This window comes from Kitasatospora sp. NRRL B-11411 (genome assembly GCF_000721345.1).
Lineage (GTDB): Bacteria > Actinomycetota > Actinomycetes > Streptomycetales > Streptomycetaceae > Kitasatospora > Kitasatospora cineracea.
Map to the genome: position 1 here is coordinate 103,398 of NZ_JOGH01000002.1, position 24,165 is coordinate 127,562.

The 24,165-nt window shown below is 74.2% G+C and carries 22 protein-coding genes; 16 read left to right on the forward strand and 6 right to left on the reverse strand.

All coding sequences use genetic code 11. The features are described from left to right. Window positions 1-34: 34 nt before the first annotated feature. From IH44_RS0101725 to pyrE, 8 genes are all read left to right on the forward strand, one after another. On the forward strand, window positions 35-1,324 hold the full coding sequence (locus IH44_RS0101725; RefSeq protein ID WP_051816434.1) for a hypothetical protein: 1,290 nt from the start codon (window positions 35-37) through the stop codon (window positions 1,322-1,324). Further along, a complete protein-coding gene (locus IH44_RS42315) occupies window positions 1,315-2,286 on the forward strand; it encodes a dimethylarginine dimethylaminohydrolase family protein (protein WP_051816435.1) in 972 nt (323 codons plus the stop codon). Before IH44_RS0101725 ends, IH44_RS42315 begins: the two co-directional genes overlap by 10 nt. A 9-nt stretch (window positions 2,287-2,295) precedes the next feature. Next, window positions 2,296-3,270 carry a glycosyltransferase family 2 protein gene (locus tag IH44_RS0101735; protein WP_030457548.1) on the forward strand — a complete coding sequence of 325 codons (975 nt, stop codon included), beginning with the start codon at window positions 2,296-2,298 and terminating at the stop codon, window positions 3,268-3,270. Beyond that, window positions 3,260-4,510, forward strand: a complete 1,251-nt coding sequence (locus IH44_RS0101740) for an MFS transporter (RefSeq protein WP_051816436.1) — start codon at window positions 3,260-3,262, stop codon at window positions 4,508-4,510. The genes IH44_RS0101735 and IH44_RS0101740 overlap by 11 nt, the downstream gene beginning before the upstream one ends. Window positions 4,511-4,887: 377 nt before the next feature. Then, a complete protein-coding gene (locus IH44_RS0101745) occupies window positions 4,888-5,475 on the forward strand; it encodes a DUF2617 family protein (protein WP_051816437.1) in 588 nt (195 codons plus the stop codon). A 79-nt stretch (window positions 5,476-5,554) separates the two neighbouring features. Next, entirely contained in the window at window positions 5,555-7,240 is a 1,686-nt protein-coding gene (locus tag IH44_RS0101750) for a hypothetical protein (protein ID WP_081966676.1), read from the forward strand. 149 nt (window positions 7,241-7,389) lie between these two features. After that, window positions 7,390-8,271: a CoxG family protein gene (locus IH44_RS0101755; protein ID WP_081966677.1), complete on the forward strand. Its 882-nt coding sequence runs from the start codon at window positions 7,390-7,392 to the stop codon at window positions 8,269-8,271. 31 nt (window positions 8,272-8,302) lie between these two features. Next, complete coding sequence (pyrE, locus tag IH44_RS0101760) at window positions 8,303-8,839, forward strand: orotate phosphoribosyltransferase (protein ID WP_030457553.1); 537 nt, start codon at window positions 8,303-8,305, stop codon at window positions 8,837-8,839. 102 nt (window positions 8,840-8,941) lie between these two features. On the opposite strand, the gene IH44_RS0101765 is transcribed toward pyrE, so the two are convergent. Beyond that, entirely contained in the window at window positions 8,942-9,670 is a 729-nt protein-coding gene (locus IH44_RS0101765; protein WP_030457554.1) for a DedA family protein, read from the reverse strand. 254 nt (window positions 9,671-9,924) lie between these two features. On the opposite strand from IH44_RS0101765, the gene fbaA reads away from it, so the two are divergent. The 3 genes from fbaA to IH44_RS0101780 all read left to right on the forward strand — a co-directional run bounded on the left by fbaA (window position 9,925) and on the right by IH44_RS0101780 (window position 12,675). Then, entirely contained in the window at window positions 9,925-10,947 is a 1,023-nt protein-coding gene (gene fbaA / locus IH44_RS0101770; protein ID WP_030457555.1) for a class II fructose-bisphosphate aldolase, read from the forward strand. 162 nt (window positions 10,948-11,109) lie between these two features. Further along, window positions 11,110-11,535 carry a DUF3151 domain-containing protein gene (locus tag IH44_RS0101775; protein WP_030457556.1) on the forward strand — a complete coding sequence of 142 codons (426 nt, stop codon included), beginning with the start codon at window positions 11,110-11,112 and terminating at the stop codon, window positions 11,533-11,535. A 300-nt stretch (window positions 11,536-11,835) separates the two neighbouring features. Beyond that, a complete protein-coding gene (locus IH44_RS0101780; protein WP_035953559.1) occupies window positions 11,836-12,675 on the forward strand; it encodes a DUF3152 domain-containing protein in 840 nt (279 codons plus the stop codon). A 269-nt stretch (window positions 12,676-12,944) separates the two neighbouring features. Here the strand turns inward: IH44_RS0101780 and IH44_RS0101785 are convergent, their stop codons facing one another. Continuing rightward, a complete protein-coding gene (locus tag IH44_RS0101785) occupies window positions 12,945-14,672 on the reverse strand; it encodes a hypothetical protein (RefSeq protein ID WP_157852060.1) in 1,728 nt (575 codons plus the stop codon). Window positions 14,673-14,806: 134 nt separating this feature from the next. Between IH44_RS0101785 and IH44_RS0101790 the strand changes: the two genes are divergently transcribed. From IH44_RS0101790 to IH44_RS0101805, 4 genes are read left to right on the forward strand one after another with little or no spacing between them, the layout of a single operon-like run. Further along, window positions 14,807-15,604 carry a hypothetical protein gene (locus IH44_RS0101790; RefSeq protein ID WP_063759534.1) on the forward strand — a complete coding sequence of 266 codons (798 nt, stop codon included), beginning with the start codon at window positions 14,807-14,809 and terminating at the stop codon, window positions 15,602-15,604. Beyond that, window positions 15,601-16,548, forward strand: coding sequence for a nucleic acid/nucleotide deaminase domain-containing protein (locus tag IH44_RS0101795; protein WP_030457560.1), 948 nt, complete (start codon window positions 15,601-15,603; stop codon window positions 16,546-16,548). The genes IH44_RS0101790 and IH44_RS0101795 overlap by 4 nt, the downstream gene beginning before the upstream one ends. 37 nt (window positions 16,549-16,585) lie before the next feature. Continuing rightward, window positions 16,586-17,278, forward strand: coding sequence for an SUKH-4 family immunity protein (locus IH44_RS0101800; RefSeq protein ID WP_030457561.1), 693 nt, complete (start codon window positions 16,586-16,588; stop codon window positions 17,276-17,278). A 17-nt stretch (window positions 17,279-17,295) separates the two neighbouring features. Next, on the forward strand, window positions 17,296-18,162 hold the full coding sequence (locus tag IH44_RS0101805) for a nucleic acid/nucleotide deaminase domain-containing protein (RefSeq protein WP_030457562.1): 867 nt from the start codon (window positions 17,296-17,298) through the stop codon (window positions 18,160-18,162). 3 nt (window positions 18,163-18,165) lie between these two features. Here the strand turns inward: IH44_RS0101805 and IH44_RS0101810 are convergent, their stop codons facing one another. Further along, window positions 18,166-18,978: a maleylpyruvate isomerase family mycothiol-dependent enzyme gene (locus tag IH44_RS0101810; RefSeq protein ID WP_030457563.1), complete on the reverse strand. Its 813-nt coding sequence runs from the start codon at window positions 18,976-18,978 to the stop codon at window positions 18,166-18,168. A gap of 485 nt (window positions 18,979-19,463) precedes the next feature. Here IH44_RS0101810 and IH44_RS0101815 point away from each other — a divergent pair, with 485 nt between their 5' ends. Further along, window positions 19,464-20,525: an iron-containing redox enzyme family protein gene (locus IH44_RS0101815; protein ID WP_107066454.1), complete on the forward strand. Its 1,062-nt coding sequence runs from the start codon at window positions 19,464-19,466 to the stop codon at window positions 20,523-20,525. 173 nt (window positions 20,526-20,698) lie between these two features. Here the strand turns inward: IH44_RS0101815 and purL are convergent, their stop codons facing one another. Genes purL through purS form a run of 3 tightly spaced genes read right to left on the reverse strand, consistent with a single transcriptional unit; the run spans window position 20,699 to window position 23,885 of the window. Next, a complete protein-coding gene (purL, locus tag IH44_RS40460; protein WP_035953562.1) occupies window positions 20,699-22,954 on the reverse strand; it encodes a phosphoribosylformylglycinamidine synthase subunit PurL in 2,256 nt (751 codons plus the stop codon). Beyond that, entirely contained in the window at window positions 22,954-23,631 is a 678-nt protein-coding gene (gene purQ, locus IH44_RS0101825) for a phosphoribosylformylglycinamidine synthase subunit PurQ (protein WP_030457565.1), read from the reverse strand. Before purQ ends, purL begins: the two co-directional genes overlap by 1 nt. Beyond that, the gene (purS, locus tag IH44_RS0101830) at window positions 23,628-23,885 is read right to left on the reverse strand and encodes a phosphoribosylformylglycinamidine synthase subunit PurS (RefSeq protein ID WP_030457566.1); all 258 of its coding nucleotides are present in this window, start codon (window positions 23,883-23,885) and stop codon (window positions 23,628-23,630) included. The genes purQ and purS overlap by 4 nt, the downstream gene beginning before the upstream one ends. Between the last annotated feature and the right edge of the window lie 280 nt (window positions 23,886-24,165).

The following is a 24,165-nucleotide window of genomic DNA, read 5'->3' on the forward strand; positions in this document are numbered from 1 at the left end:
CCGGAGCCCCGAAGTCCCCGACCGGGAAAGGTCGTTGGCCGCCGCCCGGCGCACCCTGGACGCCCTCCGCCGCGCCGTTCCCGAGGAGCCCGCCGCCGGCGCGGACCTCTCCCTGGTCGCCGAGGCGGTGGCCGTGGTGGCCTCCTCCCGGGGCGGGAGCAGCCTCCTGCACCAGGTGCTCTCCGACCGGTCCGACGTGCTCTCCCTCGGAGGCGAGCACACCGCGCTGTACAAGCTGAACCGGCTCGACCGCGGCCCGGACGGCTCCGACGCGCTGGCCCCGGACACCGCGTTCGACCGGGCCGAACTCTCCCGGGACTTCGTGTCCCTGCTCGGTTCGGGCGGCCACCGGCCCCCGCACGACCCCGCCGACCGGACCCGGTACGCGGCCGTCGTGACCCGCCGGCTCGCCCTGCAGTGGCCGCTGGAGGAGATCGGGTACCCGGCCGTGCGGGACGCCGTCGACCACGCGGTCCGGGCCTGCGCCCGCCCCGAGGACCCCGATGCGCTGTTCGCCGCCGTCCTGCACCGCCTGCGGGCCGGCCACCCCCGCCTCGACCCGTCCTGCTACGACCTGCCGCCCGCGCTGCGCGGCCCGGCCGCCGGGGGCGACCTGCGCCCGCCCCACGACGGCTACTGCATCGAGGAACCGCCGTTCGTCGTCCCGCGCGCCCGCCCGGCCGCCGACGCCGACGCCCTGCGCCGGCACCCCCTGGTGATCAAGTCGTCCGTCGACGCCTACCGGCTGCCGCTGCTGCGCCGGCTGCTGCCCCACGCCCGCATCCGGGTGGTCCACCTGACCCGCAACCCCGCCGCGAGCGTCAACGGCCTCTATGACGGCTGGCGCGACCGGGGGTTCTTCTCGTACGACGTCTCCGGGCAGCACCCCCTGTCGATCGCCGGGTACTCCGAACTCGGCGCGGCGGCCCGGCGCTGGTGGAACTTCGACCTCCCGCCCGGCTGGGCGGACCTCGTCGACCAGCCGCTGGAACGGGTGTGCGCGCACCAGTGGGCCGGGGCCCACCGGGCGGTCCTGGACGGGCTCGGGCCCGGCACCGCGGACGCCGTCCTGCGCGTGCCGTTCGAGCGGATCCTCGACCCCGCCACCCGGGAACGGACCCTCCGGTCGGTCTTCGCCTTCGCCGGCCTCCCGCAACCGCCCGGGCCGGTACCGCTCCCGGTCGTGATGGCGACCGCCCGCCCCCGGCCGGCCCGCTGGCGCGAACGGGCCGGGCTGGTGCTCCCCGCCGTCGACCACCCGGACGTCCGGGCCGTCGCGGACGAACTCGGCTACCGCAAGGGCCAGGAGGAGCAGTGGACGTGACCGCCGCCGCCCACCACGGCCCGGGCTGGCGCCCCCGCCCCGGCCGACAGGAGGACGACCTCGCCCCCGGCGGGGCCTGGGCGCCCCTGCGGGTGAGCCGCGACTGCGACCCGCTCACCGACGTCGCCCTGCACCTCCCGCCCGCCGCACTCCTCACCGCCGGACCGCCGGACGCCCTCCAGCACCTGGAACGGATCGACCACGACGCGCTCCGCCGCGACCTGGACGGGCTCGCCGGGGCCTACCGCGCGCTGGGCGTCACCGTGCACGAGCTGCCCGCCCCGGCACCCCCCGGCGGCAACCCGTACCGCGGCGCCAACGCGGTGTACGCACGCGACCTGCTGTGGATGACCCGGGCCGGCGCCGTGATCCCGCGGATGGCGAGCAGCGTCCGCGCGGGCGAGGAACTGCAGGCCCACCGGCTGTGCGCCCGGCTCGGCGTGCCGGTGGCCCGGACCATCGGCGCCGACGGCCTCTTCGAGGGCGCCGACGCCGCGTGGCTGCGTCCCGACCTCGTCGCCGTGGGCCTCGGCGTCCGCACCAACGGGGCGGGCGCCCGGCAGGTCGAGGACGAGGCCCGGGCCCAGGGCGCGCGGGTGCTGCGGCTGTCCGTGCCACCCGGCGTGCAGCACCTGCTGGGCGTCCTCCAGGTGCTCGACGCGGACCTGCTGGCCGCCCGGACCTCGCTCCTGCGCCCCGGGGAGGTCAGGCACCTGCGCGACCTGGGTTTCACCGTGCTCGACGTCCCCGAGTCCGACGAGGTCCGCACCCGGCTGGCGTTCAACTTCGTCACGGTGGCGCCGCGGGCGGTCCTCCTGCCGGACGGCTGCCCGGACACCGCGGCCCTGCTGGCCCGGCACGGGGTCGAGTGCGCCGCCCGCGTGCCGATCCCGGAACTCGCCAAGGGCGCGGGCGGCCCCGCCTGCGCCACCGGCATCCTCGCCCGCACCTCCCAGGACTGAGGTAACCCCGTGCCGACTCTCAGCATCGTCGTGCCCTTCCACAACGTCGCCCCCTACTTCCCGGCCCTCCTGGAGTCGCTGGCCGCGCAGGAGCTCCGGGACACCGAGGTCGTCCTGGTCGACGACGGCTCCACCGACGCCAGCCCCCGGATCGCCGCCGAACGGGTCGCCCGGGACGGGCGGTTCCACCTCCTCACCGGCCCCCACCGGGGCCTCAGCGCCGCCCGCAACACCGGCGCCCGCCGGGCCACCGGCGACTACCTGGCGTTCGCCGACTCCGACGACGTCGTCCCGCCGGCCGCCTACCGGCTCCTGGTGGAGTCCCTGGAGGACACCGGCTCCGACTTCGCCTCCGGGGACGTCCGCCGCCTCGACTCCACCGGCACCCACCGCCACCCCCGGTACGCCGACGTCTTCGCCGCTCCGCGCCGCCGCACCCACATCACCCGCGACCACGCCCTGATCCTCGACCGGATGATCTGGAACAAGGTGTTCCGCCGCTCCTTCTGGGACCGCCACCGCCTCGCCTTCGCCCTCCCCCAGTACGAGGACGCGCCCGTCACCGTCCGGGCCCACATCGAGGCCGGGGCCGTGGACGTGCTCGCGGAGGTCGTCTACCACTGGCGCATCCGCGAGGAGGGCGAGCGCTCCATCACCCAGCGCCTCCACGAGCCCGACAACATCGCGGCCCGGATGCGGATGACGGCGGTCACCGGCGACCTCGTCCGCACCCGCGCCCCCGAACTGCTGCCGGCCTACGAACGGGACATGTGCCTGGGCGACCTGCGGGTCGCGATGCGCGCGCTGCTGGAGAACACCGACCGGGCGATGGCCACCGCCCTGGAACTCGGCCGCGGCTTCCTCTCCCGGGTGGACCCCCGGGTGCTGGAACAGCTCCCCGGACCGGACCGGCACCGGCTCGGCCTCCTGCTCGCCGGGCGGACCGACGAACTGCGCGCCGTCCTCAGCGCCGATGGGCAGTAGCACGGCGGCCGCGCCCCGGACGGCTCCCCGGCGGGCCGTCCGGCTGCTGCGCCAGGAGGCCGACTTCCGCCGCGTCTACCTCTCCCAGCTGGTCAGCCTCGGGGGCGACTGGTTCGCGGTGGTCCCGCTGCTGGCCCTGCTCCAGGAGCTGACCGGCGGTCCGCTGTGGGGGGCGCTCGTCCTCGCCGCCGACACCCTGGTCATCGCCGCGCTGTCCCCGTACGCCGGGGTGGTCGTCGACCGGGTCGACCGCCGCCGGCTGATGGTGCTCTGCGACCTGCTCTCGGCCGGTTTCGTCGCCACCCTGTTCCTGGTCCGGAGCGGGTCGACCGTGTGGATCGCCCTGGTCGCGCTGGGCGGCGTCGCGGGCGTGAAGGCGTTCCACGGCCCCGCCGCGAGCGCCGCGCTCCCCCACCTGGTGCCGAGGTCCGACCTGTTGACGGCCAACGCCCTCGGCGGCGGCGCCTGGGGCGTCATGCTCGCCGCGGGCGCCTCGCTGGGCGCGCTGCTCACCTCCGTCCTCGGCATCGGTTGGTGCTTCGCCCTGGACGTGCTCTCCTTCGCCGTCTCCGCGGCCCTGGTCGGCCGGGTCCGCCGGCCCTTCGACGACGGCCGGGGCGACCGGCCGCGCCGGCGGGTGCGGGGGCTGGTCCGGGACGACCTCCGCGAGACGGCGTCGTTCGCCCGCCGGGACCGCCGGATCGTCGCCCTGCTGCTCGCCAAGCCGGGCACCGCCCTGGGCAACGGGGTGCTGGCCCTCTTCCCCGCCCTGGCGGCGACCGTGTTCCACGTCGGCGCGTTCGGCGTCGGCCTGCTGTACGCCGCCCGCGGGGTGGGCGCGCTGATCGGCCCGGTGCTGGGGCGGCGGCTGCTGTCCGGACGGGAGGAGCGGATCCGGCTCCTCACCCTGGCCTCGACCCTGCTGTTCGGCGCCGCCTACGCGGGCTTCTCCGCGGTCACCTGGTTCCCGGCCGCCGTGCTGCTGGTCGTGGCGGCCCACGTCGGCGGCAGCATGAACTCCACGCTGTCCTCCTACGCCCTGCAGTCGGCCACCCCGGACGGCCTCCGCGGGCGCGTCCTCAGCGTCGACCTGATGTTCTCCACCCTGTCCCTGGGCGCGAGCCAGCTCCTGGCCGGGGCCCTCTCGGCGGTCGTCGCCCCGTCCCCGGCCGCGCTGTGCGTCGCGGGCGTCGTGACCGGCTACGGCGCCCTCTGGTGGGCCCTCTCCCGGGAGCCGTGACCGCGGCGGGGGAATCCGGGAGCGCCCGGCGACGGCCGGGGGCGGGCGGGGACGGGTGGGCGCGGGGGTGTGCGGGGTGCACCACCGGCGCGCACGGCGCGTGACACCCGCGCAGGGGAGTGCGGTGAACAGAGTGCAACCCGGGACCGATCACACCCAGTCGGGCACAGGCCCCAGAACGGTGAATGAGTGCCAAACATGGGTAAATCCCTGACGGACCCGGAGAATTCGTGCTTCTCTGCTGCTGAATCTCCAGCCGGAATCCTTCCTTCCACGGTCGGCCGCGCCCCGGATCGGACAGTCTCGAACAGCCTCACGGATGAGGGGCGGACTCCGGTCCCAGGGGGCGCGCACGGAGCTGAAACGCGGAGCCGAGCATGCTCACCACCCTGCAGACCTCCTACACGGACACCCGCGCCGGCGACCTGGCCTGGCAGCTGGGCGGCGAACCGCTGCCCGCGCTGGCCGTCCGCGACCTCAGACTCGACGGCGCCCCCGGCGCCCCGGACGGCCTCCGGGGCACCCTCCAGCTGCGGCTGCTGGGCGCCTCGCACCAGGTGGTGCTGGCGGCCGGCCCGGGCGACTGCCTGGAGACGGTGGCCTGCCTGCCGGGCCGCCGCACCCCGCTGCCCGCCCGGGTGGCGGAGCAGGTGGCCGGCTGGGAGTACGAGTTCGCCGCCCGGATCGAGGAGCTGCCGCCGTACGTGTTCGAGGCCCGGGCCCAGGAGCTGCTGGCCCTGGTCGAGGGGCACCCGCGGGCGCTGGCGGGGGTCTTCCCAGGCGATCCGAGCGCCTTCACCGCGCTGGTCGCGCACTGCGAGGACCGCCGGGTGCACTGGCGGACGTGGCACGCCTACCCGCAGGAGGGCCGGCTGGTGTGCACCCGTTCCTCGCTCTCGCTGCCGGGCAGCGCACCGGCCGACGGCCCGGCCGGGCCCGGGGAACCGGCGCAGGTCGGCTGGTGAGCGGGCGTCAACCCGGCACCCCGCCCTGTCCCCCGGATGGGTGCAGCCATTCACCCGGGCTCTCGCCTAGCGTTCATTCATGATCAACCACCCGGTCGGACGACCCGCGCAGCCGGGTCCGGACGCCGCCCCGCCCCCGCCCGCGGCCGACCCCCGGCCCACCGCCCCGCGCGCCGCGGGCCCCGGCGGCGCGGTCCGGGCCGGCGGCGCCGTACCGACGGCGGTGGCTCCCCGTCCGGCCCGGATCCTGGTCCTGCTGGCCGCGTTCGTCTGCGCGGCCTGCGGCCTGGTGTACGAACTCGAACTGGTCGCCCTCGGCGGCTACCTGCTGGGCGACTCGGTCACCCAGACCTCCGTGGTGCTGTCGGTGATGGTGTTCGCCATGGGCGTCGGCTCGCTGCTCGCCAAGGGCCTCACCCGCCGCCCGGCCACCTCCTTCGCGCTGGTCGAGTACGCGCTGTCGCTGGTCGGCGGCCTGTCCGCGCTCGCCCTGTACTGCGGCTGGGCCTGGCTGCACCAGCCGCGCGCCACCCTGGTGGCGCTGATCGCCGCCACCGTGCTGATCGGCCTGCTGATCGGCGCCGAGATCCCGCTGCTGATGACGCTGATCCAGCGGATCCGGCAGGAGCACGCCGGCCGCGCCGTCGCCGACCTGTTCGCCGCCGACTACGTGGGCGCGCTGATCGGCGGCCTGGCCTTCCCGTTCGTCCTGCTGCCCGCCCTAGGCCAGACCGCCGGGGCGCTGCTGACCGGCGCGGTGAACGCGGTGGCGGGCGCCGCCGTGGTGCTCTGGCTGTTCCGGACCGAGCCCGCCCCGCGCACCCGGCTGCTGCTGTGGACCGGCTGCGGCCTGGTGCTGGCCCTGCTCGCGCTGGCCGCCGCCTGCACCGGCGCGATCGAACGGGCCGCCCGGCACGCGCTGTACGGCGGCCCGATCCGGTTCGCCACCCAGAGCCGCTACCAGGAGATCGTGCTGGCCGGCGGCGCGGACGAGGCCCCCCGGGTGCCCGCGCAGCGCGGCGCGCCGCCGCTGGAGCTGTTCCTGGACGGCCGGCTGGCGGTCTGCGGCCCCGACGAGTACCGCGACCACGAGGCGCTGGTGCGCCCCGCGCTGGCCGCCGGGCCGAGCGGCCGGGTGCTGGTGCTGGGCGGCGACGGCCTGGCGCTGCGCGAAGTGCTGCTGCACCCGGCGGTGCGCAGCGTGCTGGTGGTGGAGCGGGACCCGGAGCTGTCCGGGCTGGCCCGCCGGGACGCCGCGTTCGCCGCGCTCACCGGGAACGCCTTCGACGACCCGCGGGTGCGGCTGGTCCAGGCCGAGCCGATGGGCTGGCTGCGCGGGTCCGCCGAGCGGTTCGACGTGATCGTCTCGGACCTGGACGGCGCCGTCTCGGGCGGCAAGTACCGCTCGCTGGAGTTCTTCGGCCTGGCCGCCGGACGGCTGGCCCCCGAGGGCCGGCTGGCGGTCCGCGGCGGGGCGCCGGACGCCCCGGGCGGCGGGCTGTGGGCGGACGAGTCCGGGCTGGCCGCCGCGGGCCTGTCGGCCGTCGCGTACCGGGCGGGCGGGCCGTCCGGCGAGGACTGCGGGGAGCCGGGCCCGGCCTCGGCCTTCCTGCTGGCCGCCCGCACCGCCCCCGCGCTGGGCCTGTCCCCGGACGTTCCGGCCCCGCGCTCGCTGACGGTGCCCGCGCTGCGGGCCGCCGAGGCCCGGCTGGCCGCCGGCCGGCCCTCCCCGCTGCCGCCGCCGCACACCCTGCTGGGGCCGTGAACCGGCCTCCGCCACCGGGCAGTTCGGGCCGTGCGCGGGGCCGCCGGGGCGGCCGGGCCCGGTGCGCGCTGCGCCCATTGGCGGGTTGGTCGGCCCGGCTTCGCGTGGAGGGCTCGGCACGGCGGCGGGCGGTCGGTAGGCTCGCCGGTATGGAGCATGAGGTTGTCGTCCCGGTGCCCGCCGAGGTGGTCCGGGAGGCGCTGCTGGACCGTGAGCTGCTGGCCCGCTGCGTGCCGGGGCTGAGCGCGGTCGCGTCGGCGTCCGCCCCGGGGGGGGCCGACAGCCGGCTCAGGATCCGGGTCGCCGGGTCCACCATCACCTTCGCCGGCCGGCTGACCGTGGGCGACTGGCAGGACGGCGCGCTCGCCGTGCGGCTGAGCGGCGAGGAGATCCGCGGCGCGGCCCCGGTGGCCGCCGGCCTGCGGATCACCCTGGCCGAGCGCACCGGCGAGACCGCGATCCGGTTCGCCACCGAGCTGACCGCCGCGGGCCGGCTGGCCGGTTTCGAGGCCGAGGCGCTGGAGGCGACCGGCCGCCGGCTGATCGACCGGGCGGTGGCGGCGCTGGTCGCCGAGGTGTCCGAGCCCGCCGACCGGGACGGCGAGGAGGCGGACGACGACCCGGCCGACGGCGCGACGGTGGTCTTCCTGGACGAGCGCGAGCGCGGCCAGGACCTCGACGACGACCTCTCCGACCTGATCTCCTTCGACGACGCGGACGACCTGCCCACCCCGGTGCCCGCCGCCCCGCGCCCGGAGCCCGGCTACGACCAGGAGGGCGCCCCGGTGCGGCGCAGCATCGTCGGCCGCTCCGCGGAGGAGGTCGACCACGCCCCGCCGCACGGCCGGTACGCGCCCGCCCCGCCGGCCCACAGCGCCCGGGCCCGGGCGGCCTCCCGCTGGGGCGGCTCGGAGCCGACGCTGCTGCCCGGCGCGCACGGCGAGCGCAGCGCGCTGCCGTGGATGATCGGCGGCGGGGTGGCGCTGATCGGCGGCGCGGTGGTGCTGGTCCGGGCCCTGCGGCGGCGCTGAGCCCGTCGGCGGCCCCCTAAACTGGCTGTCCATGAGCAACGACCGGGACGCCCTGCTGGCGCAGATCAAGGACAAGGCCGTCGTGCACGGCAAGGTCACCCTCTCCTCCGGCCTGGAGGCCGACTACTACGTCGACCTGCGCCGGATCACGCTGGACGCCGAGGCGGCGCCGCTGGTCGGCAAGGTGATGCTGGACGCGGCCGCGGACCTGGAGTTCGACGCGGTGGGCGGCCTGACCCTGGGCGCCGACCCGGTGGCCGCGGCGATGCTGCACGCGGCGGCGGCCCGCGGCCGCAAGCTGGACGCCTTCGTGGTCCGCAAGGCGGGCAAGGCGCACGGCCTGCAGCGCCGGATCGAGGGCCCGGACGTGAAGGGCCGCCGGGTGCTGGCGGTGGAGGACACCTCGACCACCGGCGGCTCGGTGCTGACCGCCGTGGAGGCGCTGCGCGAGGCGGGCGCCGAGGTGGTCGGCGTCGCGGTGATCGTGGAGCGCGGCGCGGCCCCGGCGATCGCCGAGGCGGGCCTGCCGTACGTCACCGCGTACACCCTGGACGACCTGGGGCTCTGAGCCTCCGGCCGGCCGGCCCGCGTTCCACGTGGAACAACGGCGAGGGCCCCGACCACCGGGTGGTGGTCGGGGCCCTCGCCGTTGCCGGGCCGGGGCCGCGGCTCAGTGCTTGCGGTGGCGGCCGCTGGAGACCGGCTCGCCCTGCTGCGCGGCGGCGGTGCCGCCCTCGGCCGCGGCGGCCTTCTTCTTCTTCCGATCGCGGATCACCTCGACGAAGATCGGCGAGACCGAGATCAGGATGATCAGCGCCATCGCGGGCAGCAGGTACTTGTCGATCACCGGGGCGAGCTGGTCGCCGGTGAAGTAGCCGATCAGCAGCATGGTCTCGGTCCACAGCACCGCGCCCACGACGTTCCAGACGAAGAAGGTCTTGGCGGGCATCTGCAGGGTGCCGGCGACCGGGTTCAGGAAGGTCCGCACGATCGGGATGAAGCGGGCCATCACCACGGCCTTGGCCGGGCCGAACTTCTCGAAGTACTCCTCCGCCTTGCCCACGTACTCGGGCCGGAAGATCTTCGAGTTCGGCTTGTCGAACATCTTCGGGCCGACCTTGCGGCCGAGCAGGTGCCCGAGTTGCGCCCCGACGATCGCGCACAGCGGTGCGCCGATCAGCAGGACGGCGATGTTCATCTGGGCCCCGGGGCCGAGCACCTTCTCGGCGGCACCGGAGGCGGCGACGCCGGCCAGGATCAGCAGCGAGTCACCGGGGAAGAAGAACCCGACCAGCAGGCCGGTCTCGGCGAAGATGATCGCCAGGATCCCGATGGCGCCGACGGAGGCGACGAGCTGTTTGGCGTCAAGGACATTGACGGCGAGCTGGATGTGTTCCACGCGCGCAGGATAGCCCGTACTGCTTTGCGAAGCCTTAACCGGCGGCGCGCGGGGGTTCCACCGGTCGGCCGTCCCAAGTGGCGGGCCGCTGGGTGTGTCCGGAGGGGGAGTCTGGGAGGATGGCCGAGGTGTCCGGCCCGCGGTCGAGCTGCCACCCTCTATCGCTCGTACCGCATCGATGTCGTGAACCACAGGCGTATCGAGCCTTCGGACAGCGTCGTCCGATCGCCCCACACCGACAGGAGCGGATTCGCATGCCCATCGCAACTCCCGAGGCCTACAACGAGATGCTCGACCGGGCCAAGGCGGGCAAGTTCGCCTACCCGGCCATCAACGTCACCTCGACGCAGACCCTGCACGCCGCCCTGCGCGGCTTCGCCGAGGCCGAGAGCGACGGCATCATCCAGATCTCCACCGGTGGTGCGGAGTTCCTGGGTGGCCAGTACAACAAGGACATGGTGACCGGCGCCGTCGCGCTGGCCGAGTTCGCGCACATCGTCGCGGCCAAGTACGACATCACCGTGGCCCTGCACACCGACCACTGCCCGAAGGACAAGCTGGACGGCTACGTCCGCCCGCTGCTGGCGATCTCCGCCGAGCGCGTGGCCCGCGGCGAGAACCCGCTGTTCCAGTCGCACATGTGGGACGGCTCGGCCGAGACCCTGGCCGACAACCTGGCCATCGGCCAGGAGCTGCTGGCCCAGGCCGCCGCCGCCCGGATCATCCTCGAGGTCGAGATCACCCCGACCGGCGGCGAGGAGGACGGCGTCACCCACGAGATCAACGACGAGCTGTACACCACCGTCGCCGACGCGGTGCGCACCGCCGAGGCCCTCGGCCTGGGCGAGAAGGGCCGCTACCTGCTGGCCGCCTCGTTCGGCAACGTGCACGGCGTCTACAAGCCGGGTAACGTCGTGCTCCGCCCGGAGCTGCTCGCCGACCTGCAGGCCGAGATCGGCAAGCAGTACGGCAAGCAGGACCCGTTCGACTTCGTCTTCCACGGCGGCTCCGGCTCCACCGAGCAGGAGATCCTGACCGCGCTGGAGAACGGCGTCGTCAAGATGAACCTCGACACCGACACCCAGTACGCCTTCACCCGCCCCGTCGTGGACCACGTGTTCCGCAACTACGACGGCGTGCTGAAGGTCGACGGCGAGGTCGGCAAGAAGAGCACCTACGACCCGCGCACCTGGGGCAAGCTGGCCGAGGCCGGCATGGCCCACCGCGTCACCGAGGCCGCGCAGCAGCTGCGCTCGGCCGGCAAGCGCATGAAGTAAGGCGCCCGCGCGCCCGCCGCCGGAGCCCCCGCGTCCCCGCCCCGGGACGCGGGGGCTCCGCCGTTCCCGGGCCCGGACCGCCCCACCGCCGCCCGCCCCCGGAGCGGAAGTTCCGGTCGGACCCGGTCGGACCGGCCGGGGCGGGTGGCAGACTGGCACACCATGGAGATGCACAAGAACCTGCTCGACGGCCCCGAGCCGACCCTCCTGCCCGAGGAGGAGCAGCCCTACCGGATGCTCGCCGAGGAGTCCGCCTCGCCGACCCAGGTCGCCGCCGAGTACCCGGCGTTCTGCCTGGCCTGGGCGATGCTCGCGGACGACGCCTTCGCCGCCGGCCGGACGGTGGAGTCCTACGCCTACGCCCGCACCGGCTACCACCGCGGCCTGGACGCGCTGCGCCGCAGCGGCTGGCGCGGACACGGCCCCGTCCCGTGGGAGCACCGCGGCAACCGCGGCTTCCTGCGCTGCCTGGCGGCGCTCGCCCGGGCCGCCGGGGCGATCAAGGAGACCGAGGAGGAGGCCCGCTGCTGGCAGTTCCTGAAGGACAGCAGCGCCGAGGCGTACACCGTGCTCAAGCAGGAGCACTGAGCGACGGCCCCGTGCCGACCGGACGGGCCGCCCCCCACCAGGGGGGCGGCCCGTTCCCATGAGCGGGCCGTTCCGTGGGCGGGCCGTTCCGTGGGCGGGCCGTTCCGTGGGCGGGCCGTTCCGTGGGCGGGCCAAGGAACGATCGGGCAGGCCTCGGCGGACGTTCGGGCAGGCCCCGGCTGCCCGGACGACCGGACCGGGGGCCGGCCCGGAACCAAACGGGGCCATACCGCGTATGTTCTCGATGCGGCCCGCTCCCGGGTGGACCGTCCACACTGTCACCGCCCCGGGGGGAACCAGATGCGCGCAGCCCGCAGGAGCATCCGCCGTCGGCGTGCCCGCCGCCGGGCGGTCCTCGCCGTGGGCTGCGTCCTGGCCTTCGGGGTGCTGGGCACCGCCGGATACGTCGCCCTGCGGCCCGCCGTCGCCGGGCGGGCCGACGACGCGTCCCTGCAGGCCCGTCCCGTCACCCCGCCGCTGACCGACTCCCCCTCCCCCACGCCGTCCCCGACACCGTCCCCGACGCCTCCGCCGAGCGCGTCGCCACCCGCCTCCAGCGCGCCGCCGCAGATCGTCGGGCACGGCAGCGGCGACTTCACCATCGCCACCGCCTCCGGCGGCCGGGTCGGCAGCGGCGCGACCCTGCGCCGCTACCGGGTGGAGGTGGAGGACGGCATCGGCATCGACCCGAACGGCGCCGCGGCCGCCGTCCAGGCCGTGCTCGCCGACCCGCGCAGCTGGACCACCGACAAGCGCGACAGCTTCCAGCTGGTCTCCTCCGGCAGCTACGACTTCACCGTCAAGATCGCCTCACCCGACACCGCGGACGCCATCTGCGCGACCGGCGGCCTCGACACCCGCGGCGAGGTGAACTGCGACGTCGGCAAGCAGGTGGTGGTCAACTCCAAGCGCTGGCTGACCGGTTCACCCGAGTTCGACGGCCCGCTGGCCGACTACCGGGCCCTGATCATCAACCACGAGGTCGGCCACCGGATCGGCCACGGCCACGAGACCTGCCCCGGCAAGGGCAAGCCCGCCCCCGCGATGATGCAGCAGATCTACGGCCTCAAGGGCTGCACCGCCAACGCCTGGCCCTACGACGCCGACGGCAGCTACCTGAGCGGCCCGTCCGTCCCCTGACCGGCCGTCCTCCGGCTTGTCCGCCCGCCGAGAACCGTCCGCCCGCTCCCGCACCCGCCAGGCCCCGAGCCTGGTCGGCAGCCCCAGCTCCCGCTCCCCCGGGCCCAGCACCACCCTCCGGAGCGCCCCGGTCTGCCCGGCCAACGCCGCGCGAACTGCCGAAGCATCATGCGCGCCAAGGGAGTTCGTCACAGCCGGTGGTCCTGTCCCGCGCCCCGCCCGGCACGGCCCCGGACCGAGAGGCCGAGAGGCCGAGAGGCCGACGGTTCTCAGAGCTGGTGCAGATCGACCGCGAGCAGACCGTCGTCGAGGGCGGCCAGCAGGGCCCCGCTGTGGAAGTCGAGGGCGCGGGCGGGTGACCCCAGGCGGAGGTCGAGCGGGCCACCCGGATGCTCGGGGCGGCGGACCCGGACCAGGCCGTCGGCCCAGGCGGCGGCCAGCAGCAGGCCGTCGGGGCCGGTGGCGAGGGCGACGGCGGTCACGGGGGCGGGGCGGCGGTCGACGGGGGCGGCCATCGGCTCCTCGCCGGGCCCCCAGAGCCGGACGGTGCCGTCGTAGCCGCCACCGGCCAGCAGCGGCACCCCCTCCGGGCCGAGGGCGAGGGCCGCGAGGGCGGTGACCGGGCCGGTGTGCAGCGAGGCGCTGTGGACCTCGCCCGCCCCGTACCAGTGGACCGCGCCGACCGCGTCGCCGAGGGCCGGCGCGTCCTCGGCGAGGGCGGTGGCGGCCACCGCGGTGGGCACGGCGGCGGCCGCGCCCAGCCGGGCGAGCGCCTCGTCCAGGGCGTACGGTTCGAGGCCGGGCGCCGGGTGGACGGGGGCGAGGAGTTCGGTGCCGCCCCAGGTGTCGAGCAGGACCAGGGTGCCGCCCGCCGTGACGGTGAGCGCCTGGAGCGGCCGGGGTTCGGCCACCGGGACCAGGCCGACCACGGCACCGGTGGCGGCGGAGTACCGGCGGACGGTGCCGTTGCGGTCGGCGACCAGCCACTCGTCGCCCCGGGTGGTGCCGATGGCCGCGCCCGGCTCCCAGCGGGCCCAGCGGGCCGACCAGGGGGCGGGCACGGTGGCGAGCCGGGCGGCGGCGTCGGGGGCGGTGGTGAGCAACCGGGCCCGCAGGGTGTGGGCCCGGCCCGCGACGTCGGGGAGGTCGATCAGGGCCGGTCCGGCGGCGTCCCACGCGGTGGCGACCGGGTCGGTGCGGCCGGTGAGCGCGGCGGTGACGGCGGCGGGCCGGGCGCGTACGTGCAGCAGCGGGTCGGCGGCGAGCGGGCCGAGGTCGCCGGCCCGGGCGGCGGCGATCCACAGGCCGGTGAGCACGTCCTCGTCGGCGGCGGGCAGGTCGAGCGTGCCGTCGCCGGTGCGCGGCACCCGGGCGAGCAGGCCGGCGGGGTCCGTCGGCCGCCCCGCCGGGAGGCCGACGGCCCGACCGGGGCTGGGATAGCCGGCCGGATCGTGGCCCGCGCGGGCGCACCAGGCGTCGAAGCGTTCGCGGTCGGTCCAGCGCGGGTCATCCAGGTCGAGGACGGCCGGCTCGGCGACGCCGGCGAACGACACCTCCGCGCCGCCGTCCACCACCAGCCGGAAGTGCGGCAGTCCGAGCAGCGGGTCGAGGAGTTCGGCGGCCAGCCGGGCCGGGTCCGGGGCCAGGTCCAGCTCGGGCACGCAGATGACGGTCCGTCGGCCGTCCTCGTCGAGGGCGGCGCACAGTTCCTCGGGGGTGCGGGCGACGTAGCCGAGCTGGCTGCCGAGCAGCCAGAGCGCGCCGCGCACGTCGAGGCCCTCGGCCGGCAGCGCGGCGTGCACCCGCCGCCCGGGCGGGGTGTCCGGGGCGGTGCCGAGCGCCAGCAGCCAGGCCAGCAGGTGGCTCTTGCCGGCCCCCGGGCCGCCGGTGATCCGGCACAGGCGCGGCGCGCGCGGGTCGTCCAGCCAGCCGAGCAGCGCCGTTCCGGCCATCCGGCGTCCGGCGTTCAGCGCCGGTGCTCGACCGTCCGTACTCATGCCCTGCCCCCGTTTCCGAACGACTGCCCGCCGAGAGCGTACCCAGCCGGTAACGGTCACCGGCCGGGAGTTGACCGGCTCTCACATATCAACTGATAGTCGTACGAGCAGAATTCGGGGGAAGGATATTCGACATGGGCGTGGTACTGCCCGACGAACTCGCCTGGGTGCTCGACCTGATCGGCATCAACTGGCCCAACGTCGACGAGGACGAGTACCGCGAGATGGCGGACGAACTCCGCGACCTCGCCACCTCCCTGGCCTCCGACGGCCGACAGATCGAAGGCGCGGCCCAGGAGTTCCTCGGCATCACCGAGGGCGCCGGCGCCGAGGCGTTCCAGGCCCACTGGGACAAGGTCATCGGCACCCACATGCCCCAGGTCGGCCGGGCGATCGAACTGTTCGCCACCGGCCTGGACGGCGCGGCCCTGGTGATCACCGGCGCGAAGATCGCCGCCGTGGTCCAACTCGGCATCCTGGCCGCCGAGGTGATCGCCGCCCAGGCCGCCGCCCCGTTCACCTTCGGCCTGTCCGAGGCCGGCGCGCTCGGCGCCACCCAGGCCACCCGCGTCATCGTCCGGCGCCTGCTCAAGGAGGCCGAGCAGCAGCTGCTCTCCGAACTGCTCTCCCTCGTCGAAGGCCCGGTCTTCGCCGCCCTCGGCAGCATCGCCCAGGACCTCGTCGTCCAACTCGCCCGCAACGCCCTCGGCGCCCAGCAGGGCATCAACTGGGGCGAGGCCGCCAACGCCGGCAAGTCCGGCTTCAAGGACGGCGTCCAACAGTCCGTCGACCAGGTCAAGGGCTACGCGGACGACCCGCTCGGCGCGGCGAAGCAGTTCGGCGAGAACACCCTCATGGGTGCCGCCCAGAACGCCGGCCGACCGGACCGAGCCCCCTCCCACACCCCGAGCACCCACCGGAGCGGGCGATGAGCGACACCGTCAAGCACGACTTCGACGCCGCCGAGACCCTGTCCCGCCAGTTCGACGCGCACTTCACCACCATGAAGGACCACCACGCCCGCACCACCCGGGCCAGGACCCGGGCGGTCAGCGGGCGCGGCGGCGACAAGCTGGGCCAGATCGTCTCCGACATGGCGGACCGAGCCCTCGGCGCGATCGAGACCGCGCTCGACAGCCTGGCCGACCACGCCAAGGACGTCTCCAAGGGCCTCAAGAAGATGAACGAGAACCACCAGGCCCTGGAGAAGAAGCTCGCCGACGACTACAAGAAGATCATCAGCGGCCACGACACCACCCCGGTGTACCTCCTCGACCACAAGGGCGACCTGCACCGCCTGCACGCCGACGGCTCCAAGACCCGGGTCGACAAGGACACCAAGGACGACAGCGGCATCAAGGACTTCATCCCGAACGGCAACCACCCGCGGTTCAAGGTGGACCCGAAGAGCGTCCCGCCGGTCGGCTCGCCCGCGGTGAACTCCCGCAAGGTCCGCACCGGCGGCTCCGAACTGGCCCGGGCCACCGAACGGGCCCGGCAGGCCCAGGGCGACTACGGCACCCCCGTCTCCACGCGGGCCCCTGTGGACAAGGCCCGGAGCAACTACGCCTCGCTCCACTACCAGGACGGCGAACGGAACTTCATCCTGGTCGCCCGCAGCGACTTCATGAAGGCGCACTCCGAGCAACGGATCGCCGCTCCGATCCTGGACCAGCTCCAAGGCCCCAACATCCGCTCCCTGTACACCGAGAGAGCCCCCTGCAACGCGAAGGGCTCCAACTGCGGCGCCTGGATCCACACGACGTTCCCGGGCCTCACGGACGTCAGTCACAGCTTCGACTACAGCGACGACCACACCGACCACACGAACTACCTGGCCCGCCTCAAGCAGCGCCGACGCCAGCTCCACCCATGACGCCCTGGCCCCGGGGCACCCGAGTTAGGGTGGCCACATGACCTCCGCCGTGCCCCTGCCTCCGGTTCGACCCGTCACCCGCGCCGAACTGGAGCAGGTCTACGGCGCCGACGGGCTCCGCCGCGTCCCCGAGGCCGAGCTGCCCGCCGTCATCACCGACCCGGCCGCCCGCGCCTTCCTCAGCGGGATCGGCCTGATCGACGCGCCCAGCGCGATCGTCTACCCCGTGGAGCCGCTGCTCGTCGGCCTGCCCGAGGCGTGCGCGCCGGAGAGCCCCGCCCAGCACTGGCCCGGCCTGCCGGACGACGGCGCCGCCATGGTGGTGATCGGCTCCTCCATCGCGGGCACCTTCGCCCTCGACGGCGCCACCGGCGAGGTGTACGCCCTCGGCGCGCACCAGCCGCCGACCGTCGACGGCCGCCCCGCCCACCGCAGCCTGCACTCCCTGGCCCGCTGCCAACTCTCCTTCGGCGGACGGGAGATGTGGACGGCCGTCGCCCGGCTGGACCCGGAGGACATCGACTGGTGCCGGGCCCACCTGCCGGAATTCGCCGAGCTGTACCCCGCCGCCCTCGACGAGGACGGGTACGAGGAGGACCCCGACCTCGAACTGCCGAGCGACGACGAGGTCTTCGACGAACTGTCCGCCAAACTGCGCGCGGTCGAACCCGGCCTGCTCGACCAGCCGGTCTGGCAGAACATCCTGCACGAATTCCGCTACGGCTACTGAACCGAAACGACGGAGCCATGACCACCGACCTCACCCAGCGCCTGCTCGACCGCTTCGGCCCGTCCGGCCTGCGTCGCCCCGCACCCGCCGAGTTCGCCGGCACTGCCGCGCCGGCGGAGGCGGTCGCGCTGCTGGCCTCCGCCGGGGTGCCGCTGCAGGTGGGGCCGTACTTCAGTGCTGCCCGTGAGGACGAGCCGCTGCGGCTCGCCGACTGGGCCCGCGGCGTGGGCCTCGCGGTGGACGACCGGCCGGAGGCGGGGTGGGCGCGGCTCGGCAACGACCGGGGCGCGGAGCTGTGCCTGGACGGGCAGGGCCGGGTCTGGGCGGTGTACGTGACCTTCCAGGGGCCGTCGGTGCCGGTGAACGGCGGCCTGGCGGCGTTCCTCGACAACCTGTGCGAACTGGACGACAACCTGCGGGCGTTGGGCGCGGCCGGGAACCCGGACGAGGTCTTCCGGCTGTTCTCGGCGGCGGAGAGCCGGATGCGCGGCACCGACCTGCGCGCGTTCGAGAGCGACGAGCAGTGGTGGCCGCGGGTGCTGGAGGACGTCCGGCACACCCGGGGCGTGCCCGGGTACGCGGCGTTCAAGGTGCGCGGCCGGGACGGCGAGCCGCAGATCGTCACCGCCGACGGCTCGCTCGCCCTGCACGCCGAGGAGGCGCTGTGGCACCGGCTCTCGGCCGCCGGCCTTGCCCCGGAGGACGTGCTGGAGGTCTACACCGAGCTGCAGGCCTGCTTCATGCCGGGCCACTACTGCAGCGTGTGGATGGCCCGGACCTTCCCGGCCGCCGAGTTCAGCCACAGTTACGACTACGGTGACACGGCGGCCGAACGCGAGGCGGGCGTCCGCGAGTTGGCCGCCGCGCTCACCGAGGGGAAGTAGCGCTCAGCCCAGCACCGGCAGGTACGCGGAGAGGTCGCTGCGCTCGCCGCTCGCGCTGAGCGCGACGTCCAGCACCGAGGCCCAGGGCACCCGCCCGGTGGCGAGCCGGATCCAGGTCAGCGGGTCGGTCTCGACCACGTTGGGCGGAGTGCCCCGGGTGTGCCGGGGGCCCTCGACGGCCTGCACCACCGCGTACGGCGGGATGCGCAACTCGACTGCGCCACCCGGAACTTGGACGGCGAAGGCGTCGGCGAGCAGCCGGGCGGTGGAGGCCAGCGCGAAGCGGTCGTGCGGGAAGGCGTCGAGGCCCAGCGCGTCGGCCAGGTCGTCGGCGTGCACCACCGTCTCGACCAGCCGGGTGACCAGGAAGTCCGCCAGCGGCATCGGGCCGAACCGCATCGGGATGATCCGGCCGGGCTCCCGGCCCTCGTCGCTGTCCAGGGCCTTCCACAACTCGCCGATCTGCCGGTCGAGTTCGCCGGACACCTGGGCGGCGTCCCCGGCGAACTGCTCGGCCACCAGCTCGACCGCGGTGGCGTCGATGGTGGCGGCCGCGGTGCGGGTCTGCGACGCCCAGTACAGCGGGGTGATCGGGGCCTGCGGCGGCAGCGGGTCGTGCAGGTGCAGCGGCACCCAGCTGGCCACCATGCCGAGGTGGGCGACGAGTTCGCGCACCCGCCACTCCCCCAGCCGGGTGGGGCGGGCGAGCCGCTCGTCGTCCAGTTCCCGGACGGCGGCGGCGATCGCGTCGAGCTGCCCGGTGAGCGCGGCGCGCACCTTCACCGGGTCGTAGGTTCGGGGCTTCACGGTGGGCATGCCCGCAGCGTACAAAACCCCGCGGGGCGGGCGGACCGAATCATCCGGTCCGGCCGCCCGCCGGTGACACCGAGCACCGCGTCACAGACGCCGGGTGCGCGGCGACGGCACGGCCGGTTCGGCCGGTTGCTCCGCCGCCCCGCCCCTCGGACTTCCGGCTGGTGAATCACCCCGGACGGCGGGGAACGGCCCTGGACAAAAGGACACCTTTTTCCAGCGACGTCACCGGTTCCGAAATCAGCCGGACCGGCAAACACGCTGGTCAAGCCGGTTGCAGGCGGCGACAACTCGCCGACTGGAAAGGTCGAAACCCCCTGCGGACAGAACCGCCGCGATATTGCGGCATCGACCGTTCGCCCTAGAAGGATACGCTGACGCCGGATCAACGAGCTCTTTCCGAAGCCTGATCTCCCACCCGCGCCGCCATCGGCGGACCGCGTCGGCCGAGACCGAAACCGAGCACACGACAAGGGGGACGGAACTACATGTCAGACGACTGGAGAGCACTGCTGAACGCGGGCCCGCTCGCGGTCCTGCGCGCATTCGAGAACTGCACCGCCGACGAACTCGACCGGCTGGCCCAGGACTACGCGTTCCGCGGCGAACTCGCCGAAAGCTGCCGGCTGTTGGCCGGCCGGGCGTACGAGGACAGCGACCGCCAGGCGCTGGAGGAACTGCACGCCGTCCTCGCCCGCGTCTACGACCGCGATTTCTCCGCGGCCCCCGTCGTCGGGGTCGACCACGAATGGCAACCCCTGCTGCGCGACGTGGCGGCCCTGCTGGAGCGGGCGATGCTCGACGACCAGCTGCGGCGGATACCGGAGGAGAGCGTTTCCGGCTACCCGGTCACCGGTGTCGAGTACGTGCGCTGGCTCAAGACCATGGTGAGCGAGCACCCGGCCGGCTGGCACCCGCTGTACCACGAGTTCCTGCCCGAGCACGGCGGACGGGAGGAACTGCGCCTGCTGCTCGCGCAGGAGACCAACCTCGACCCCCGCTTCGACGACATCCTCGCCGTCATGCAGATCGGTCGGCACGGCGGCGAGAAGATGGAGATCGCCGCCAACTACTGGGACGAGATGGGCAACGGAGATCCCGCCCGGGTCCACACCCTGTTGTTCGCCCGAGCACTGGCCGCGATCGGTGTCGACAGGGAGTACATCACGCGCACCTTCCTCCCGGAAGCCGGTGTCTCGGGCAACCTGTCGGCCTGCCTCGCCCTGTCCCGCCGTCACTACTACAAGGCCGTCGGGTACTTCGGCGTCACCGAGTACCTGGCCCCGCGCCGCTTCCGCTGCGTGGTGGACAGTTGGCGGCGCGCGGGACTCGACGAGGTCGGCATCGTCTACCACGACCTGCACATCGGCGTGGACGCCGGGCACGCCGCCGGCTGGTTCAAGAACGTGGTCGGGCCGCTGGTCGAAGCCGACCCACAGGTGGGCCGCGAGATCGCACTCGGTGCGGCGATGCGGCTGAACACCTCCCAGGACTACCTCGACGCGCTACTGACCCGGATGCGCGCCGGTTCGGCGCTGGCGGCCGCCTGAGCGACGGACGCGCCGGTCGTCCCCACCCGCACCCGTCGGCTCCGCCACGCGCCTCCACGCACCTGGTGCCGGGGAACGGCTGCCCCGTCACCGGCCCGGAGCGCACCGCTCCGGACACCGGCGGGCGGCCGGACCGAATCATCCGGTCCGACCGCCCGCGGGGTGACGGTGCGTCAGGCGAGCAGCGCCTCGATGACGCCGGTGTGGGCGTCGCGCAGCTCGGCCAGGGTGACGGTGAACTGGCCCTGGACCTCCAGCGCCTCGCCGTCCACCACGCCGATCCGGGTGGCGGGCAGGCCGCGGGCGCCGCACATGTCGTTGAACCGGAGCTCCTCGCTGCGCGGGACGGCCACCACGGCGCGACCGGCGGACTCGGAGAACAGGAACACGAACGGGTCGAGGTCCTCGGGGACGACGATCCGGGCGCCCTTGCCGCCCTTGAGGCAGCTCTCCACCAGGGCCTGCGCGAGGCCGCCGTCGGAGAGGTCGTGCGCGGCGTCGACCATGCCGTCGCGGGAGGCGGCGATCAGGATCTCGCCGAGCAGCCGCTCGCGCTCCAGGTCGACCTTGGGCGGCAGGCCGCCGAGGTGGTTGTGCACGACCTGCGACCAGGCGGAACCGCCCAGTTCGTCGGCGGTGTCGCCGAGCAGGTAGAGCAGCTGGCCCTCCTCGGCGAAGCCGACCGGGGTGCGCCGGGTGACGTCGTCGATGACGCCGAGCACCGCGACCACGGGGGTCGGGTGGATGGCGACGTCGCCGGTCTGGTTGTACAGCGAGACGTTGCCGCCGGTGACCGGGGTGCCGAGCACCTGGCAGGCGTCGGCCAGGCCGCGGGTGGCCTCGGCGAACTGCCACATCACGTCCGGGTCCTCGGGGGAGCCGAAGTTGAGGCAGTCGGAGACCGCGAGCGGCTTGGCGCCGCCGGCCGCGACGTTCCGGTACGCCTCGGCGAGGGCCAGCTGGGCGCCGGTGTACGGGTCCAGCTTGGCGTAGCGGCCGTTGCCGTCGGTGGCGACCGAGACGCCGAGGTTGGTCTCCTCGTCGATCCGGATCATGCCGGAGTCCTCGGGGGTGGCGAGCACCGTGTTGCCCAGCACGTAGCGGTCGTACTGGTCGGTGATCCACGCCTTGGACGCCTGGTTCGGCGAGCCGGCGACCTTGAGCAGCGCGTCCTTCAGCTCGGCGCCGTTCGCCGGGCGGGCCAGCCGCTCGGCGGTCGGGGCGTCGGCCTGCAGGGCGTCCTGCCAGGACGGGCGGGCGAACGGGCGGTGGTACGTCGGGCCCTCGTGGGCGACGGTGCGCGGCGGCACGTCGACCACCAGCTCACCGTGCCAGAAGATCTCCAGCCGCTCGCCGTCGGTCACCTCGCCGATGACGGTGGCGATGACGTCCCACTTCTCGCAGATCTCCAGGAAGCGGTCGACCTTGCCGGGCTCGACGATCGCGCACATGCGCTCCTGCGACTCGCTCATGAGGATCTCCTCAGGAGAGAGCGTGTGGTCGCGCAGCGGGACGGTGTCCAGCTCGATCCGCATGCCGCCGGTGCCGGCGCTCGCGAGTTCGCTGGTCGCGCAGGACAGGCCGGCGCCGCCGAGGTCCTGGATGCCCGCGACGAGGTCTTCCTTGAAGATCTCCAGGGTGCACTCGATCAGGAGCTTCTCCTGGAACGGGTCGCCGACCTGGACGGCGGGGCGCTTGGCCGGGCCGGTCGCGTCGAAGGTCTCCGAGGCGAGCACCGAGACGCCGCCGATGCCGTCGCCGCCGGTGCGGGCTCCGTACAGGATGACCTTGTTGCCGGGGCCGGAGGCCTGCGCGAGGTGGATGTCCTCGTGCTTCATCACGCCCACGCAGAGCGCGTTGACCAGCGGGTTGCCCTGGTAGCAGGAGTCGAAGACGACCTCGCCGCCGATGTTCGGCAGGCCCAGGCAGTTGCCGTAGCCGCCGATGCCCGCGACGATCCCGGGCAGCACCCGCCGGGTGTCCGGGTGGTCGGCCGCGCCGAAGCGCAGCGGGTCCATCACGGCGACCGGGCGGGCGCCCATCGCCAGGATGTCGCGCACGATGCCGCCGATGCCGGTGGCCGCGCCCTGGTAGGGCTCGATGTACGACGGGTGGTTGTGCGACTCGACCTTGAAGGTGACCGCGTAGCCCTGGCCGACGTCGACGACGCCGGCGTTCTCGCCGATGCCGACGAGCATCGCGTCGTTCTCCGGGGCCTTCTCGCCGAACTGCTTGAGGTGGACCTTGGAGCTCTTGTACGAGCAGTGCTCCGACCACATCACCGAGTACATGGCGAGCTCGGCGCCGGTCGGGCGGCGCTCCAGGATCTCCCGGATCCGCGCGTACTCGTCCTCCTTGAGGCCGAGTTCGGCCCAGGGCTGGGCCGCGTCCGGGGTCTGCTCGGCGTTCTTGACGGTGTCGAGGCTCATCAGGCGTTCACCAGCTGCTTCAGGACGGAAGTGAAGAAGCCCAGGCCCTCGGTGGTCGGACCGGTGAGCGGCTCCACGGCGTGCTCCGGGTGCGGCATCAGGCCGACGACATTGCCGGCCGCGTTGGTGATGCCGGCGATGTCGCGGTACGAACCGTTCGGGTTCACCTCGAGGTAGCGGGCCACGATCCGGCCCTCGGCTTCCAGCTCGTCGAGGACGTGCTCGTCGGCCACGAACCGGCCCTCGCCGTTCTTCAGCGGAACGACGATTTCCTGGCCGGCCGAGTAATCCCGGGTCCAGGCGGTGGAGGCGTTCTCGATGCAGAGCTTCTGGTCGCGGCAGATGAAGTGCAGCGAGTCGTTCCGGGTGAGCGCGCCGGGCAGCAGGTGCGATTCGCACAGCACCTGGAAGCCGTTGCAGATACCGAGGACCGGCATTCCGAGCTTCGCCTGCTCGATGATGGTGTCCATCACCGGCGAGAAGCGGGAGATGGCACCGCAGCGCAGATAGTCGCCGTAGGAGAATCCGCCGGGCAGGACGACGGCGTCGACCTGGTGGAGATCCTTGTCACGGTGCCAGAGGGCGACCGGCTCGGCGCCGGCCAGGCGGACCGCGCGCTGGGCGTCGCGGTCGTCGAGGGAACCGGGGAAAGTGACGACGCCGACTCGGGTGGTCACTTGCCCTCCTCGCCCTCGACTCGGACGGTGAAGTCCTCGATCACGGTGTTGGCGAGGAAGGTCTCGGCGGCCTCGCGGATGCGGGCGAGCGCGGCGTCGTCGACCGGCCCTTCCAGCTCCAGCTCGAAACGCTTGCCCTGGCGGACGTCGGCGATCCCGGCGAACCCGAGACGCGGCAGTGCACGCTGCACCGCCTGGCCCTGGGGGTCGAGGATCTCCGGCTTGAGCATGACGTCGACTACGACGCGTGCCACTGGCACTCCCGGTGGTGATTGCGTGAAGGCGGGGGAACTCCAGACTACCTGGGTGGCGGGGGCGTCTTGCGGGCCACCAGCGGCAACGCGCGTAGACCCACACCCCTTACGCCCCAAGGGCCGCGGGCTCCCGCCCCCTACGGGACGCATCCGATTTCGCCGGTTTAATCCCGTCTCCGGCGGACGGGTATCGACCCGGGTATCCGCCTCCGGCGGAAGCACGTGAATATCCCGAAAAAAGGAATCCCCAACTCTACGATTTCACCGGTCCCCGGGTGCA

Bases quoted from the DNA above. Each gene is read 5' to 3' on its own strand.
- IH44_RS0101740 (WP_051816436.1), top strand. From the start codon at position 3,260: ATGGGCAGTAGCACGGCGGCCGCGCCCCGGACGGCTCCCCGGCGGGCC.
- IH44_RS0101745 (WP_051816437.1), top strand. From the start codon at position 4,888: ATGCTCACCACCCTGCAGACCTCCTACACGGACACCCGCGCCGGCGAC.
- IH44_RS0101750 (WP_081966676.1), top strand. From the start codon at position 5,555: ATGATCAACCACCCGGTCGGACGACCCGCGCAGCCGGGTCCGGACGCC.
- IH44_RS0101755 (WP_081966677.1), top strand. From the start codon at position 7,390: ATGGAGCATGAGGTTGTCGTCCCGGTGCCCGCCGAGGTGGTCCGGGAG.
- pyrE (WP_030457553.1), top strand. From the start codon at position 8,303: ATGAGCAACGACCGGGACGCCCTGCTGGCGCAGATCAAGGACAAGGCC.
- fbaA (WP_030457555.1), top strand. From the start codon at position 9,925: ATGCCCATCGCAACTCCCGAGGCCTACAACGAGATGCTCGACCGGGCC.
- IH44_RS0101775 (WP_030457556.1), top strand. From the start codon at position 11,110: ATGGAGATGCACAAGAACCTGCTCGACGGCCCCGAGCCGACCCTCCTG.
- IH44_RS0101780 (WP_035953559.1), top strand. From the start codon at position 11,836: ATGCGCGCAGCCCGCAGGAGCATCCGCCGTCGGCGTGCCCGCCGCCGG.
- IH44_RS0101785 (WP_157852060.1), bottom strand. From the start codon at position 14,672: ATGAGTACGGACGGTCGAGCACCGGCGCTGAACGCCGGACGCCGGATG.
- IH44_RS0101790 (WP_063759534.1), top strand. From the start codon at position 14,807: ATGGGCGTGGTACTGCCCGACGAACTCGCCTGGGTGCTCGACCTGATC.
- IH44_RS0101795 (WP_030457560.1), top strand. From the start codon at position 15,601: ATGAGCGACACCGTCAAGCACGACTTCGACGCCGCCGAGACCCTGTCC.
- IH44_RS0101800 (WP_030457561.1), top strand. From the start codon at position 16,586: ATGACCTCCGCCGTGCCCCTGCCTCCGGTTCGACCCGTCACCCGCGCC.
- IH44_RS0101805 (WP_030457562.1), top strand. From the start codon at position 17,296: ATGACCACCGACCTCACCCAGCGCCTGCTCGACCGCTTCGGCCCGTCC.
- IH44_RS0101810 (WP_030457563.1), bottom strand. From the start codon at position 18,978: ATGCCCACCGTGAAGCCCCGAACCTACGACCCGGTGAAGGTGCGCGCC.
- IH44_RS0101815 (WP_107066454.1), top strand. From the start codon at position 19,464: ATGTCAGACGACTGGAGAGCACTGCTGAACGCGGGCCCGCTCGCGGTC.
- purL (WP_035953562.1), bottom strand. From the start codon at position 22,954: ATGAGCCTCGACACCGTCAAGAACGCCGAGCAGACCCCGGACGCGGCC.